At 40.7% G+C, this 13,289-nt stretch carries 12 protein-coding genes; 5 read left to right on the forward strand and 7 right to left on the reverse strand.

The features are described 5' to 3' along the window. Window positions 1-94: 94 nt before the first annotated feature. The 4 genes from bamA (at window position 95) to LX73_RS09635 (ending at window position 4,196) form a co-directional block, all read left to right on the forward strand. Window positions 95-2,479, forward strand: coding sequence for an outer membrane protein assembly factor BamA (gene bamA, locus LX73_RS09620; protein WP_148899290.1), 2,385 nt, complete (start codon window positions 95-97; stop codon window positions 2,477-2,479). Between the two features lie 95 nt (window positions 2,480-2,574). Next, the gene (locus tag LX73_RS09625) at window positions 2,575-3,030 is read left to right on the forward strand and encodes an OmpH/Skp family outer membrane protein (RefSeq protein ID WP_246138221.1); all 456 of its coding nucleotides are present in this window, start codon (window positions 2,575-2,577) and stop codon (window positions 3,028-3,030) included. A 62-nt stretch (window positions 3,031-3,092) separates the two neighbouring features. After that, entirely contained in the window at window positions 3,093-3,629 is a 537-nt protein-coding gene (locus LX73_RS09630) for an OmpH/Skp family outer membrane protein (RefSeq protein ID WP_170245657.1), read from the forward strand. An 18-nt stretch (window positions 3,630-3,647) separates the two neighbouring features. After that, the gene (locus LX73_RS09635) at window positions 3,648-4,196 is read left to right on the forward strand and encodes an OmpH/Skp family outer membrane protein (RefSeq protein ID WP_148899293.1); all 549 of its coding nucleotides are present in this window, start codon (window positions 3,648-3,650) and stop codon (window positions 4,194-4,196) included. Between the two features lie 49 nt (window positions 4,197-4,245). On the opposite strand, the gene LX73_RS09640 is transcribed toward LX73_RS09635, so the two are convergent. Then, window positions 4,246-5,355 (reverse strand): vWA domain-containing protein, encoded by a 1,110-nt coding sequence (locus tag LX73_RS09640; RefSeq protein WP_148899294.1) that lies wholly within the window; start codon window positions 5,353-5,355, stop codon window positions 4,246-4,248. A gap of 63 nt (window positions 5,356-5,418) precedes the next feature. Between LX73_RS09640 and LX73_RS09645 the strand changes: the two genes are divergently transcribed. After that, complete coding sequence (locus LX73_RS09645) at window positions 5,419-6,066, forward strand: ribonuclease HII (protein WP_148899295.1); 648 nt, start codon at window positions 5,419-5,421, stop codon at window positions 6,064-6,066. An 11-nt stretch (window positions 6,067-6,077) separates the two neighbouring features. Here the strand turns inward: LX73_RS09645 and rodA are convergent, their stop codons facing one another. The 6 genes from rodA to purH all read right to left on the reverse strand — a co-directional run bounded on the left by rodA (window position 6,078) and on the right by purH (window position 13,286). After that, entirely contained in the window at window positions 6,078-7,328 is a 1,251-nt protein-coding gene (gene rodA / locus LX73_RS09650) for a rod shape-determining protein RodA (RefSeq protein WP_148899296.1), read from the reverse strand. Further along, a complete protein-coding gene (mrdA, locus tag LX73_RS09655) occupies window positions 7,321-9,186 on the reverse strand; it encodes a penicillin-binding protein 2 (protein ID WP_148899297.1) in 1,866 nt (621 codons plus the stop codon). Before mrdA ends, rodA begins: the two co-directional genes overlap by 8 nt. Window positions 9,187-9,195: 9 nt before the next feature. Next, a complete protein-coding gene (mreD, locus tag LX73_RS09660) occupies window positions 9,196-9,666 on the reverse strand; it encodes a rod shape-determining protein MreD (protein WP_170245659.1) in 471 nt (156 codons plus the stop codon). Next, complete coding sequence (gene mreC / locus LX73_RS09665) at window positions 9,663-10,505, reverse strand: rod shape-determining protein MreC (protein ID WP_246138222.1); 843 nt, start codon at window positions 10,503-10,505, stop codon at window positions 9,663-9,665. Before mreC ends, mreD begins: the two co-directional genes overlap by 4 nt. A 15-nt stretch (window positions 10,506-10,520) precedes the next feature. Continuing rightward, window positions 10,521-11,573: a rod shape-determining protein gene (locus LX73_RS09670; RefSeq protein WP_170245660.1), complete on the reverse strand. Its 1,053-nt coding sequence runs from the start codon at window positions 11,571-11,573 to the stop codon at window positions 10,521-10,523. A gap of 132 nt (window positions 11,574-11,705) precedes the next feature. After that, a complete protein-coding gene (gene purH, locus LX73_RS09675) occupies window positions 11,706-13,286 on the reverse strand; it encodes a bifunctional phosphoribosylaminoimidazolecarboxamide formyltransferase/IMP cyclohydrolase (protein WP_148899300.1) in 1,581 nt (526 codons plus the stop codon). Between the last annotated feature and the right edge of the window lie 3 nt (window positions 13,287-13,289).

The raw sequence follows: 13,289 nt of genomic DNA on the forward strand, positions 1-13,289 counted from the left end.
ATTTGTTTGTACGCTATTTTGTCTTTTAAGTATCTCAAGTTTTGCCCAACAAACTACTTCTGATTCGACCTCATCGATAAATATTGAAAATCCGATGGATAATCGCCCCCAGCAGTTCAAAATTCTGGGTGTTGAAGTAGAAGGCTTAACGACCTCCCGAGAACAGTTTGTAATAGGTACCAGCGGATTACAGCAGGGAACGACCATTACCGTGCCCGGCGATGCTATTTCTGGTGCAATTAAAAGCTTATATCGCACGGGACTTTTTTCTGATATTGAAATTGTAGAAACTGGTCGTGAACCGGGTGGTATTTATTTAAAAATTATTGTTAAAGAACAGCCGCGCCTGGCAGAATATACTATCAAAGGTGTAAAAAAATCACAGCGTAAGGACTTACGAGAAGAGTTAAACCTGCTTCGCGGATATGCGGTAACGGAATCTTCACTAGCCCAAGCAAAGAATACTATTCGCCGTTACTATAAAGAAGAAGGGTATTGGAATACAGAAATCAGTATTGAAAAAGTTAAAACAGATACCGTTAAAAATCGGGTTACTGTACGCATTAATATTGATGCCGGAAAAAAACTCGAAATAAAAAATATTACTTTTGATGGTAATGAGCAGTTTACTGATCGTGAATTGCGGAAGTCTCTGAAGGAAATAAAGGAAGATCGTTGGTGGAAATTCTTTTCAAAAAAGTTGTATAAAAAGGAAGATTTTGAAAAAGCGAAACAAAACCTGAAATCATTCTATGGGGAACGAGGTTTTTTGGATTTTCGGGTTACTGCTGATACGGTTTACACCTTTCCTTATACGCAACGCCGATTATTCGTTTTGACAACTCCTGCAAGAGGAATTAATGTGAATATTACTGTTGATGAAGGTCCGCAGTATAAAGTTCGTGATATTACGTGGGAGGGTAATACTGTTTATACTGATAAAAAACTGACACAAACATTAGGATTTGAAAAAGGAGAGATCTTTAATCAGAAAAAATTTGATAAACGATTGCGGATCAACCAGTCCGGCCCGGACGTAACGAGTCTTTACCAGGATATTGGATATTTGTTTTTTCAGGTCGAGCCCCAAATTGAAGTGGTTGGAGAAGACTCTGTAGATTTGCATATGAGTATTTTTGAAGATGAAATTGCTCATATTCGAGAAGTTTCTTTTAGTGGAAATACAAAAACCCATGGCGAGATTGTTCGTCGTACACTGCGAACGGTACCAGGTGATAAGTATAGTCGCCAAGCTGTTATCCGAAGTGTTCGTGAATTAGGACAGCTTGGATATTTCCAACAGAAGTCTATTAAGCCTAATTTATCTCCGGATCGAGAAAGTAATAAAGTAGATATAAATTATACACTGGATGAATCGCAAAGTACTGATAGCTTTGAGTTTTCTGGCGGTTTCGGTGGAAAGGGTATTGGGCTAATTTTATCAGCTAAGCTAAATTTCAATAATTTCTCTATACAGCGTGCTCTGCGTGGCGAAGGCTGGAATCCTATACCATCAGGCGATGGTCAAAAGTTATCATTGGGTGTACAAGTTACAGGTCAAGGTTACCAAAGTTATAGTATTGGTTTTCAAGAACCGTGGTTGGCAGGACGCCCCCTCTCACTTGGGGTAAATATGAGTTATGACTTGATTAATTACAGGGGTTCTAACCAGCGTAATGAATTAATATCCAGCAGCGTGTCTCTGGGACGGCGTCTCAATTGGCCGGATGATTACTTTACCCATCGATCGGAATTGTCATATAATTTATATGATATTTCTAATGCGCAGTTCTTGGCAGAGGGTACATCAAGTATTTTGACGATAAAGCAGGTGTTAGAGCGAAACTCTACAAATAACAAAATTTCTCCCTCAGCTGGATCTAAGTTAACTATTTCCGGGGAAGTTGCACCGCCATTACCTAACTTTTCACAGTATTATAAATTTACAACTAGCTATCAGAATCATACCGCGTTAATTGGTAAATTAGTTCTTACTAATACAGTTGAGTATGGATATTTAGGATACCTCGGTGAAGGACAGCGAAGTAATTTTAAGCGGTTTAAATTGGGTGGCACGCAGCTGCAACAGCGCCAAAGTTTTATTGATGACAATATTGATCTCCGTGGATTCCCGGGTGGTAATACCGGTTCCATTACGCCTTATGTAGACGGAGAAGCAGTAGGTGGACGTCTTTATTCAAAATATTCATTTGAGCTTCGTTATCCTGCTATTACTCAACAGCAAGCGCAAGTGTATCCATATTTGTTCTTTGATGCCGGGAATGCTTATTTAAACTTTGATAAGTTTCAACCCTTTGAACTAAAACGTTCTGTAGGGGTTGGAACGCGCATTTATTTACCGATACTTGGATTAGTTGATCTCAGTTATGGTTATCGGCTGGATGGTATCCAGGTGCCGGGTAGTCCTGTGCGAGCCGGTGAATGGCAATTCCTCTTTAATATAGGAGCTCCTTTTTAATGGGTAGGCGAATTACACACCATTTGATACTGTGCTTTCTGGCGATATTCATATTTGTTGAGCCAACGACTGCACAAGATCAAAAGATTGGATATGTGAATACCGACTATATTTTATCACAAATGTCGGAATATAAGGGTGTACAGCAACAACTTCGGTCAATAAGTTCTGAATGGCGAGATCGGCTGGATGAAATGGAAAATGAGATTAAACAGCTCAGAGAAAATTTTCAGTCAAAAGAAATTTTATATACTGAAGAACAGAAAGCCCAAAAAAAGCAGGAAATTCAAAACAAAGTACAACAGCGCCAAAATTTTTTAGATCAGAAATTTGGTGCTGACGGTGAATATTTTTCCAGGCAAAAGGAGCTCCTTGAACCGTTACAGCGTAAAATTTTTAATGCAATAAATGAAGTAGCAGAACAACAAAATTTTGATTTTGTTTTTGACCGAGCACAGAATTCAAGTATGCTATACCGCGTTCAAGAATGGAATCTAAATGAGCAGGTACTACAAGAGCTTGGTATTACGTTAAATGATACAAGCAATTGATCTAAATAGTTATTATAATCACAAGCTTTAATAAAATGAGAAATCAAAGGCCAAATAAATCAATGATTAGAAAGATACTAAGTTCAACGTTTTTGTTACTGTTCGTTGTCGGTGCTACGGCATTCGGGCAGGCTAAAATTGGGTATATGAATACGCAAGAAGTGTTAAATCAGCTTCCTGAAAGATCAAAAGTGCAGCAAAAGCTGAATTCATTTATCCAGCAAAAACGACAAGCGGTACAACAGCGAACCACTTCATTTCAAGATTCAGTTGCTCAGCTTCGGGAAAACCAATCGGCGATGTCTGAACAGGAAGTCGCGCAGGCAGAGCAGCGACTTAGCCAGATGCAGTCTTCCATGAGACAATTTCAACAGAGCGTACAACAACAGATACAACGACGCCGCGCTGAACTTTTGCAGCCTATTTTTGATAGAATGAACAAGGCTATTGCTGAAGTTGCCGAAGCACAAAATTTGGACTTTGTGCTAAATGAGTCAACTAGTAATGGCGATAAGATTGTATATTATTCAGCTCAGAAACGGCTAAATATTACCGATGAAGTGCTGCAAAAAATGACGGAAACATCTTCTAAGAATTAACTTATAGATATTGTAATTATGTTAAAACGAATACTTTCGATATCGTTTTTTTGTTTATGTACAATTGGCCTAGTGGGGATTTCTATAGCTCAGGCTCAGCAAAAAATGCAGATTGGGTATGTAGATCCACAGTCAATTCTAAATAAAATGCCTGAAATGAAAGCTGTTGAACAACGGCTGAAAAATTTTACGGAAAAAAAGAAAAAAGAGTTTGCCAATAAACAGAAAGATTTCCAGCAAAAGGTTTCTGAATATCAACAGAAGGAATCCGTAATTTCCGAGACGGCCAAGAAAAAGGAAGAACAACGACTTGGCAAGTTGAATCAGGAGTTGCAGCAATATCAAGGAAAGATTAGACAGCAAGTACAACAAAAGCAGCAAGAGCTGGTAAGTCCGTTGTTAGATCAAATTGATAATGCCGTTAGCAAGGTCGCAGATAGTATGGGATTAACTTATGTTATTAATACCAGAACCAGTAATTCAGACGTAATTGTACTCTATGCTTCAGAGGAAGCAAAACAAAAGTATGATATTACGGATCAAGTAATGGAGCAGCTGGATATTTAGAGTGATTTGTTACTTACTTTTTAAAGGCAGTCTAATTGGCTGCCTTTTTTTATTTGACTCTTTTTTTTCGGTTTCGAATGTAATCCTCAAAAATATATTCTCCCAAGTTATCAAGAGAGGCAAAATAGGCGCGGCCTTTGTTGGCTTTCGTTAGCTCACGAACAAAATCCTGCAGGTACTGATCGCGGGCAATCATAAAGGTGGTAATGTCGATATCATCACGGCGGCATTTTACACCTTCATCAAGGACCTTGTTGACAATTTTACGATCCAGGCCAAAACTATTTTTATAAATTTCTCCATCTTCTATGATGCATGATGGTTTGCCGTCGGTAATCATAAAAATTTGTTTATTGGCATATTTTCGCTGGTGCAGGATATGTCGGGCTCTCTGAAGTGCCTGTTGTGTATTTGTATGATAAGGACCCACTTTTAAATAAGGGAGTTCTTCGATGCTGATTTCCCAAGCTTCGTTACCAAAGGCCACAATGTCGAGCGAATCCTTTGCATAATCGTTTAGGATAAGTTCTGACAGGGCCATTGCCACCTTTTTGGCAGGAGTAATACGATCTTCACCATACAGAACCATAGAGTGGCTCAGGTCGATAAGTAATACTGTAGCAACAGATGTGTAATGGTCGGTATTATGTATTCTGATATCGTCTTCCCTAAGCTGCATTTTATCAATACTGCTATGCTTCAACATGTTCATCATAGTGCCGGTACTGTCGATATTAGTAATATCATCGCCTTGCTGCCATTGGCGGGTCTCTGGTTGTCGTTCTAATCCCTGTCCGGTATGATCGGTTTGATGGGTGCCGGCTGTTCCTTTTTTAAGACTATCAAAAATCTCTTCAAGCGAACGTTTGCGAAGGCTACGCTCAGCTTTGTGAGTCATGGAAAGTTCGTTTTGTTCCTCATCTTCTGTGAGGTAACCGCGTTCTTGCAGTTCGTCAATAAAGTTATCGACACTATATTCCTCAAACTGGTCTGTAATATCATATTCTTCATCAAGTTCGGTTAGCCACTTTATTGCTTGTGAAACGTCTCCACTGGCAATAGTAAGCAGCTCTTGGAAAGTATCCCAAAGGATATCAAAAGGAGCTTTGGAATTCTTTTTGGCAAATCGTTCGTCCCATTGTTGATACTTGAAAAGCATAGAAAAAAGGTTATGTTTGCAAGAGTTATAAAAACATTTGCAACTGTCTTTTAATTCATTGTAATGAATAAGTTGGCAAACAAAAATGAAAAAAATCCCGATCGCATCCGGTTTGAACGAATGCTTTGGGATGAGGGATTTTGTCGAATCATGGGGCTGGACGAAGTAGGCCGAGGTTGTCTGGCTGGTCCGGTGGTAGCGGGAGGCGTAATTTTTGAGCCCGGCACAAATATCAAAGAGATTAAAGACAGTAAAAAACTTTCGCTTGAGGAACGAAAATCGCTGAGCCAATTAATTAAAGAAAAAGCAGTTTATTGGACGTTGCAATGGTGTAGTCCTAAAGAAATTGACCAGTGGAATATTTTACAGGCATCTCTTAAGGCTATGACTCGCTGTACAGAAGAAAGCGATGCTAATCCTGATTTTTTATTGGTGGATGGTAATAAATTCAGTACTGGGTTATGTCCTCACAAATGTTTGGTTAAGGGGGATGATCGTTCAATGAGCATTGCAGCAGCTTCAATTATTGCAAAAGTTTATCGGGATAATTGGATGATTAAGCTGCACGATGAGTATCCTTACTATGGATGGCAAACGAATGTTGGGTATCCTACCGCCGAACACTATGAAGGATTAAAAGAGTACGGGCAGACTAAACATCATCGGCAAAGCTTTTCATTAAAAACCGATAAGATTTTTGATAATCAGTAGTATGCTTTTACCTATCGATAAATGCTGAACTGTCTTTTATAGAAGTCGAGGTTCAAACAAACACCTAACATTATTGTGTTTGTAATTAGTGCTGAACCGCCGTAACTGATGAAGGGAAGGGGAACTCCAATAACCGGTATTAAAGCTGTTGCAGAGCCAATATTAATGATAAGATGGGTGAATAGGATAGTGGTAAAGCCTACAATCACGAGTTGGGCAAAGGGATGTTTATGACTTGCAGCAGCCATAAGCAAACGAAGTGAAAGGGCAATGAGCAGCAATACTACAAATGAAGCACCTATAAATCCAAATTCTTCACCGATAACACAAAAGATAAAGTCGGTCCACTGTTCCGGTAAAAAGCGCAATTGTGTTTGGGTACCTTCCATAAATCCTTTGCCGTATAGCCCTCCGGAACCAATGGCCGTTTTTGCCTGTATAACATTCCAGCCGGCTCCCTGGGGATCAAAAGAGGGATTGGTGAAGGCTTCAATACGTGCCCGTTGGTGAGGCTGCAATAATTGTGAGAGCGAAACCTGGACGCCAATAATGATAATTAATCCTGTAACAAAAGAAGCAAAGGTAAGCCAAGTACGGCGTTGAAGCATAAAGACTAATAGCGTTAGAATAATGGCTGAAGCCAGTCCCCAGTACCATCCGATAATAGTTAAATACCCTATGATGGCCGGAGAGATGATAAAAAGAGAAATACCATACGGTAACCCGGACCAGAAGAGAATGACCGGTATCATGGAGATAAAAATAATAGCTGTCCCCGTATCATTTTGCAGAATAACTAACACCGTTGGTATCAGGATGAGCAAGACAGTAGTGAGTGCCGATTTTAAATTTTCCGCAGATACATTGCGTCGGCTCGTCAAGTAGTTGGCCACAGCAAGGACCGTTGCAATTTTCATGATCTCACTGGTTTGCAGATTAAAGGGACCTAATGCTAACCAGCTTCTGGAGTTATTAACCTCTTTCCCAAAAAGCAGGGTGAGTATCATTAAAAGCAGGCCAATGCCGTAAAAAATATAGGCTCCTTCTTGAAAGGTACGGGGATTTATAAATAGCATTCCAACAAGTAAAATTGCTGCCAAGCCAAATGAGATAAGCTGCTTATAAAAATTGACCTGAATATAATCAGGCAAGTATTGTGCTACCGGACCTTGAGTGGCACTGTAAATGGCTACTAGCCCAACAGCTATAAGGGCTACCCAGAGGCCAATAATTGACCAGCTCATTTCTCGTAAATTATTCATTGATACTCACCGAATCCTGCTCATTAGAATTTTGATCATCTTTATTAATCGGATTAAACGTTTTGACGTAATTATATACCCAGGATCGATCGATTTCGCCATTCAGGTATTGCTCAATCATAAGTGAAGCAATTGGTGCTGCGGATTGTGATCCATACCCCCCATTTTCTACAAGAACAGCAATGGCAATTTTGGGATCATCGACGGGAGCGAAACTGATAAACCACCCGTGATCTTTACCATGAGGATTTTGAGCCGTACCCGTTTTGCCAGCGACAGTTATGCTGTCAAGATCAGCATAATATCGGCCACTACCTGTTGTAACTACGCGTCTCATACCATCTTTTACGACGGCCAGTTCATTTTTATCAACCCAACTAATTTTTTCCTTTTTTGGATTGGTTCGAAGAACTTGACCATTACTCTGTTGAATTTGTTGGACGATATGCGGTTGAATCCAGTACCCTCCGTTACCAATTTCTGCGGCAACTAATGCCATCTGGAGGGGGGAAGCTGACATAAAACCTTGGCCTATTCCAAGGTTTAGCTGATCACCAATTCCCCATTTATTTTTACCTATGATCTTGTCGAAATAGCTGCTGTCGGGGAGTGTGCCCGTTGCTTCATTAGGTAAATCAATATTATTTCGCTGCCCAAGTCCAAATGATGAAGCCAGTTTGTGCCAACGATTAAGCCCTTTAGTAGTAGCAATTTGATCCATTAGCCAAAAGAAAAAGGTATTGCTTGATTCCTGCAGGGCTTTGCCTACATTATACGTTCCGGGATCGGCAAGATCATTATATCGACGACCGCGTACGTAATAGCCGGGACTTTCAATTTCAGTTTCTGGATTAATAATATCCATTTCAAGTCCCATAAGTGCCATAAGGGGTTTAAAAGTTGAACCCGGTGGTTGTTCACTTGACACAGCTCTGTTGAACAGAGGATCGGTAGTGTCGGCATTTATTGTTTGCCAGTAGGTAGAATCAATGCGCCTGGATAGCTTACGTATATCGTAAGTAGGAGCACTGGCCATGCTAAGTACGGCTCCGTTATCGGGATTAAGGGCAACAACAGCTCCCCGTTTATCTTTGAGCAGATCTTCGGCCAGTAGTTGTAATTTCGTATCGATGGTAGTAATTAAATCAGCTCCTTTTTGGGGTGCCTCATCAATGCGACCATCTCTGAAAGGGCCAACCTTCTGCCCCATAGCGTTAATGCGAATATATTTAGTTCCTAACGTACCTCTAAGCTGGTCCTGATAAGCCAATTCAAGTCCGCTTTTTCCAGTTTTATCACCCAAGTGATAATTCTTCTTACTGGAATATTCTTTTTTCGAAACTTCGCGCAGATATCCCAAAAGGTGAGACGCTTTAAGGCTATCAACGGGATAATGTCGTTTACTTTCTACCTGGTGACCAATGCCCGGCAGTCGCCAGATATTTTCTTGGATGATTGAAAATGTGCTAAAGTTAATTTCAGTGAATAACCGCGAAGAACGGTACCAAGAATAGGTCTTTGCTTTTTGAACACGTTTCTTAACGTCTTTGCTAGGTATTCCCAGTAAATTTGCTAAAAGAGGAGTGTTTTTGGAATCGTAACTCGCTGGATTTATGGTGATGGTATAAATCGGTTCATTGTCCACTAGTAAATTTTGATTCCGGTCGTAAATAAGTCCTCGTGCTGGTTGAATAACTTCTTGACGGAGAGAGTTTTTGCGACTTAATGGGCCATAGGTATCATGCTGAAGAATTTGTAGCTGAAAAAGGCGTCCCAAAATGATCAGCCCCAGAATAATAATAATTGACTGGAGTACCCGAATGGAGATTTGTGGACGTTTGTTTTTACGGTGGCGCATAGGATTCCGTTATTTGCTTTGAAACAGGTATAGAACACCGGCAACAAAAGCAGTATATAGACTATTACCCAACAAGTATCGCCAAAAATATGTTTCCCCGGTATAGTTTATGATGGCGCTATTGAGGCCTAAGAAAATGAGATTATGTATTATTGCAGCAATAAGAATAATTAGAAAAACTTGACCAATAAGTAGGTTTTTGCTCTTATTTTTTGGGATAAAGTTAAAGCTCAAAAAGACAAGTAATGTCTTAGAGAACATGTGTAATCCCCAAAGATCGAGCAGTGCATCCTGTAAAAAGCCAAGACCAGCTGCCATTACGATTGCTGAAGTACGATTTTGTCGAGCAGCATACCAGATGAGAAATACAAGTACTAGATCCGGTTGTATCTGGTAAATTTTTAAATGTCGAAATATTACAATCTGAACTACCAGAAAAAGAATGCCGAGGCCAATATGTTTAAGTCTGTCAGGGTTCACTCGAGCAGATCCTCGTATTGTTTATTTAACTTTTTAATGCTGGTATCAGGTTTAAATTTGATGATAAATCCCTCGGCAACGGTATGAAGGTTAGCGAATGGTTTTACAAATACTTTCTGGGTTTCTTTGCCTTCTAGCTGTTCTGTTCGCACAACCGTACCAATGGGAATATCGGGAGGGAACTGATTACTTGAACCGGATGTAACGACTGTTTCACCAGAATCAACGCTAATTGTTTGCGGGATATAATTAAGTTGCAGTTCAGAAATGGACTCATTATCCCAAGAGATGATGCCCATGGCATTGGAGGTTTGCAGCTTTGCACTGAGCCTAAAAAGCGTATTAAAAAAAGGCATTACTTGTGAATAGCCCGGTGATGTTATAATTACTTTCCCTATCAGTCCATCGGCTGATACCATTGGCATACCCTGTTTTATGCCTTGGTTCGTGCCGGCATCAATCGTTAAAGAATTGGCAACTTGGTTGAGTTCTTTTCCTACAATTTGTACCGGATACAAACTAAGTTCGGAAGAACGTTTGAACTGAAGCATTTCGCGGAATCTGCGATTTTGCTGTTCTGCAGCCCGCAGACGGTTTAGTTCATCAAGCAGTAGTACATTTTGTTTACGGAGTTGGGTGTTTGTTTTTAACGCCTGCCGATAAACACGAATATTAGAAAGGGGTTCTTCGAGATAGCTAAATAACGTAACTGAAACTTTTCGAAGATTATCTAAGCCTCCCTGGTAACGCCCCACCATAAGCGTAACGGCCATTAAAAGGAAAACAGCCGTTAGAATATGATCTTTTACATCAGCTATACTGGGAAGTCGAAATCGCATTCACTGTTGACTGCTTTAGTTAATCACCGTTTTGTAATGTTCCAGATCTTCTAAGATAGAACCCGTCCCACGGACTACAGCTGTCAGTGGATCTTCAGCAATATGGACTGGAAGATCAGTTGTTTCCATGATGAGTTTATCAAGGTTCTTCAACTTTGCTCCGCCGCCGGTAAGCATAATCCCACGATCCAGGATATCGGCAGAAAGTTCAGGAGGAGTCTGCTCCAGTGATTTGGTTATTGATTCTACAATAGTATTGACCGATTCTGATATAGCTTCTCGTACATCTCTGGAAGTAACCTGTCGCGTGCGGGGTACGCCATTAACGAGGTCCCGTCCTTTGGTTGGCATTTCAAGTTCTTCGTCGAGTGGTGCCGCAGAACCAATTTCACATTTAATTTTTTCAGCTGTACGCTCACCAATCAACAAATTGTGGTTGCGCCGAAAATAGTTGATGATATCATCATTTAGCTCATCACCGCCTAGCCGTACTGACTGTGCATATACAATACCGGAAAGGGCAATCACAGCAATTTCTGTAGTCCCACCGCCAATATCTACGATCATATTCCCGATAGGTTCATGTACATTAAGTCCAATACCGATGGCGGCGGCCATGGGTTCATCTACGAGAAAAACAGATTTTGCTCCAGCATGTTCTGCACTGTCACGTACGGCGCGTCGTTCAACTTCGGTAATGCCGCTGGGCACACATACAACCATCTGTCGGGCATTGCTGTACCATTTTGTCTTAACTTTGTCAATCATTCCGCGGATCATCTGCTCGGCTACTTCAAAATCAGCAATAACGCCATCTCGTAGTGGGCGTACCGTGCGGATGTTTTTATGCGTTTTTTCATGCATTAAGCGGGCTTCATGTCCCGACGCCACAGGTTCATTGTTGGTATTGAGTGCAACGATAGAAGGCTCATTTAGAACGATACCTTCACCGCGCGAATATATCAAAGTATTAGCGGTGCCAAGGTCAATGGCAATATCAGTATAGAGCCAGTCGAACCATCCCGCTTTTTCCTTTCCTTTTTTCTTTTTTGGTGTGCGATTATCCATGGTCATGATGTGGTAGATGAACGAATATCGAAGTTATTTTACAACAGTTATTTCAGCAAAATCTGAAAATACAATAATGTTGCTCTTTTTCCGAATTAATCAATTACTTGCCTAAAATAAAACGGATTTCTGTTAATGACGAAAATGCCTGTTCCCGGTAAAGACCATTGCTAAATCAAGGTTATCAGCAGCTTTAATAACCTGATCATCCCGAATACTTCCGCCCGGCTGGATTACCGATGTTGCCCCTGCTTCGGCTGCCGCTTCTACTCCGTCGGGAAAGGGGAAAAAGGCATCAGAGGCAATAGCTGTATTTTCCAGAGATAATCTTTCTTGCTGGGCTTTGGCAATAGCAGTTTGAGATGATTCTACGCGGCTTGTTTGTCCCGTTCCAATGCCAATGGTTTGATTGTCTTTAGCATAAACAATGGCATTAGATTTTACATGCTTAACGACTTTCCAGGCAAATAATAAGTCTTCAATTTCCTGCTTTGATGGCTTGCGCTTTGTAACAGTTTGCAGTTCGTTTTTGCCGACTATTTTAAGGTCCGAATCCTGACTAAGTGCACCACCAAAAATCGATCGGAACTGTATTGCGTTTTCTGTATTAGGCAATTTTTTAATGCGGATGAGACGGCGCTTTTTCTTTTCCTGAAGTAAGTTGAGAGCTTCTTTACTATAGGACGGTGCAATAATAATTTCAGTAAAGATTTCATCAATTTCTTTGGCTGTATCTAAATCCAACTCTTTGTTAACAACCACAATACCGCCGAATGGAGACATCGTATCAGTAGCAAACGCTTTTTGCCAGGCTTTGGCTAATTTATCATCGCAGGCAATGCCGCAGGGAGTGGTATGTTTAAAGATGCCACAGGTGGGTTTGGAATCCCAAAAATCAGCAATGAAATTCAGTGCAGCATCAACATCAGTATAATTATTATAACTTAGTTGTTTCCCGTGAAAGCAGTCAATAAATGTTGACTGGTTGCCATAAACGGCTGCCTTTTGATGAGGGTTTTCACCATAGCGCAGACTATGAGACTTGGGAAGCGAAATGTTTAGCTGGTCCGCTAGTTCATCTTCAGTATTATCCAAGTTATTAAAGTAATTCGCGACAGCGTTATCGTAGCCGGCTGTGTGATTAAAAGCCTGCTTGGCCCATTCTTTACGTTTTGGAAATGATATTTTTCCGTCCTGATTGAGCTCGGAAATGAAATCAGCATATTGCGACGGACTGGTAAGTACACCTACATGAGCAAAATTTTTAGCTGCAGCACGAATCATCGTTGGTCCGCCAATATCTATATTTTCGGTAGCTACAGCCGGAGTACAGTCGGGGTTGGCAATAGTTTCTTTAAAGGGATAGAGATTTGTTACGACTAGTTCAATGGGATCGATGTCCAGCTTCTGCATTTCGTCAAGGTCGGGCTGGTGGCTTGTACGTCCCAGAATGCCTCCGTGAATAATCGGATGAAGTGTTTTTACCCGTCCATCAAGGCACTCTTCAAAGCCCGTAATTTCACTTACATCAGTTACCGGAATGTCGGCTTCTCGAATTTTTTGGGCCGTTCCGCCGGTAGAAATAATTTGTACGTCATGTTGGTGAAGGCATCGGGCCAAATTAATAATTTCGGTTTTATCAGAAACCGAAAGAAGGGCACGATTTATTGTTAAGGGGTCTTGAGGTAGCTGAGATAGAGGTTGTAAAGACACAGT

This window comes from Fodinibius salinus (assembly GCF_008124865.1).
GTDB classification, from domain to species: Bacteria; Bacteroidota; Rhodothermia; order Balneolales; family Balneolaceae; genus Fodinibius; species Fodinibius salinus.

Bases quoted from the DNA above. Each gene is read 5' to 3' on its own strand.
- bamA (WP_148899290.1), top strand. From the start codon at position 95: ATGGATAATCGCCCCCAGCAGTTCAAAATTCTGGGTGTTGAAGTAGAA.
- LX73_RS09630 (WP_170245657.1), top strand. From the start codon at position 3,093: ATGATTAGAAAGATACTAAGTTCAACGTTTTTGTTACTGTTCGTTGTC.
- LX73_RS09635 (WP_148899293.1), top strand. From the start codon at position 3,648: ATGTTAAAACGAATACTTTCGATATCGTTTTTTTGTTTATGTACAATT.
- LX73_RS09640 (WP_148899294.1), bottom strand. From the start codon at position 5,355: ATGCTTTTCAAGTATCAACAATGGGACGAACGATTTGCCAAAAAGAAT.
- LX73_RS09645 (WP_148899295.1), top strand. From the start codon at position 5,419: ATGAATAAGTTGGCAAACAAAAATGAAAAAAATCCCGATCGCATCCGG.
- rodA (WP_148899296.1), bottom strand. From the start codon at position 7,328: ATGAATAATTTACGAGAAATGAGCTGGTCAATTATTGGCCTCTGGGTA.
- mrdA (WP_148899297.1), bottom strand. From the start codon at position 9,186: ATGCGCCACCGTAAAAACAAACGTCCACAAATCTCCATTCGGGTACTC.
- mreC (WP_246138222.1), bottom strand. From the start codon at position 10,505: ATGCGATTTCGACTTCCCAGTATAGCTGATGTAAAAGATCATATTCTA.
- LX73_RS09670 (WP_170245660.1), bottom strand. From the start codon at position 11,573: ATGGATAATCGCACACCAAAAAAGAAAAAAGGAAAGGAAAAAGCGGGA.